Below are 1,848 nucleotides of genomic sequence, written 5' to 3'. Positions count from 1 at the left end.
TGTGTTCAATCTGGGGCATGGCATTCACCAATACGTTGAGCCGGAAAAGGCGGGTGCATTTGTGAATGCCGTACATGAACTGTCTGCCCCATTTCATGCTTGCCCATAAGGACATTAGCAGCGAAAACTCTGTACTTCCTCTACCTTAACGCGGCTGCTACTGGCCGCTATCACAATGCCTCTTCACGGTCGATGGCCCTGTGGCCGATATCGGTACGGTAGTAAACATCTTTCCAGTCAATAGCCTTTACCGCTTTATAGGCTTGCTCTTGCGCTTCTTTTGCGGTATCACCCAGAGCGGTTACACAGAGTACACGACCACCGTTGGTCAGGGTCTTGCCCTCTTCAACACGGGTTCCGGCCAGGAAGACTTTGGCATTGCTGACATTGTCGATGCCCGTGATTTCATCCCCCTTGCGGTAGGCGTCAGGATAACCACCGGCGGCCATGACCACACCAAGGGCGGTGCGGCTGTCCCACTCAATATCTGCCTGATCCAGCTGGCCCCGGGTACCGGCCAGGCACAGTTCTACCAGACTGGATTTCAGGCGCATCAGGATGGGCTGGGTTTCCGGGTCACCAAAACGACAGTTGTATTCCAGTACCCTGGGCGTGCCCTTGGCATCAATCATCAATCCGGCGTAGAGAAAGCCTTTGTATGGCATGCCTTCGCTGGCCATGCCCTGTACCGTTGGGATGATGACTTCCTCCATGGCACGGTCATGAATCGCCTGGGTCACTACCGGGGCAGGAGAATATGCGCCCATCCCACCGGTATTCGGGCCTTTATCGCCATTGTCACGGGCCTTGTGATCCTGGCTGGTGGCCATGGGCAGGATATTCTTGCCATCCACCATAACGATAAAACTGGCTTCTTCGCCGGTCAGGAACTCTTCTATCACCACGCGGTGGCCCGCTTCACCAAAGGCATTGCCAGCCAGCATGTCCTCAATAGCATCAAACGCTTCCTGCTCAGTCCGGGCAAGAATCACCCCTTTACCGGCAGCCAGGCCATCCGCTTTTACGACAATAGGTGCCCCCTGTTGTTTGACGTAGGCTTTGGCGGGTTCAATATCTGTGAAGTTCTGGTAGGCGGCGGTGGGAATGTTATGGCGGGCAAGGAAATCTTTGGTGAAGGCCTTGGAGCCTTCCAGCTGGGCCGCTGCCTGTGACGGGCCGAATATTGCCAGCCCTGCCTGTTCAAACTGGTCAACAACGCCAGCCACCAGTGGCGCTTCCGGACCGACAATGGTCAGGCCAATGTTTTCTTTCCGGGCAAACTCGACCAGCCCGGCGATATCCAGTACATCGATATCAACATTGGCCACTTTGTTTTCAGAAGCGGTGCCGGCATTACCGGGAGCAACAAACACTTGTGTAACATGGTCGTCTTGAGCCGCTTTCCATGCCAGGGCATGCTCCCGCCCGCCATTACCGATGATCAGCACTTTCATAAAGGATGTCCTTTTTTTAAACCACAGAGACCACAGGGTGCACCAAGGTTTTCTTTTTGTGATGTCTGCTGGGGAAAATTTTTTCTCGAAGGCTGAACCTGTTCTTCAGCCTTCCTGTTTTGAACCATCGGAAGGCACGATTTCCAGCGCCCGGCAACTGCAGGGCAAAGCCCTTTCCTATAACAATATTGCCGACACCGATGCGGCCCTGGAATGCGTCAAGGCATTTGACCAACCAGCCTGCGTGATCGTCAAGCACGCCAACCCCTGCGGTGTGGCAACCGGCACAGACATTCTTGAAGCCTACAACCGCGCTTACGAAACCGACCCAACGTCGGCGTTCGGCGGCATTATCGCCTTTAACCGCAAGCTGGATATGGCGGCGGCCCGCACC

General features: G+C 55.0%; 1 protein-coding gene and 1 pseudogene. One reads left to right on the top strand and one right to left on the bottom strand.

What is annotated here, in order from left to right:
• Window positions 1-170: 170 nt before the first annotated feature.
• Window positions 171-1,454 (bottom strand): phosphoribosylamine--glycine ligase, encoded by a 1,284-nt coding sequence (gene purD / locus KDK13_RS12750; RefSeq protein WP_257285350.1) that lies wholly within the window; start codon window positions 1,452-1,454, stop codon window positions 171-173.
• Window positions 1,455-1,515: 61 nt separating this feature from the next.
• Between purD and purH the strand changes: the two are divergent.
• Window positions 1,516-1,848, top strand: a pseudogene (gene purH / locus KDK13_RS12745) (bifunctional phosphoribosylaminoimidazolecarboxamide formyltransferase/IMP cyclohydrolase); the annotation flags it as partial.

The organism is Endozoicomonas sp. SESOKO1, from assembly GCF_024606265.1.
Classification (GTDB): Bacteria; Pseudomonadota; Gammaproteobacteria; order Pseudomonadales; family Endozoicomonadaceae; genus Endozoicomonas.
Note: the sequence above shows the minus strand (reverse complement) of the source record. Positions and strands in the feature narration are given on the sequence as shown.

What these genes read in the sequence shown, in the direction of transcription:
- purD (WP_257285350.1), bottom strand. Translation starts at nt 1,454, where the DNA reads ATGAAAGTGCTGATCATCGGTAATGGCGGGCGGGAGCATGCCCTGGCA.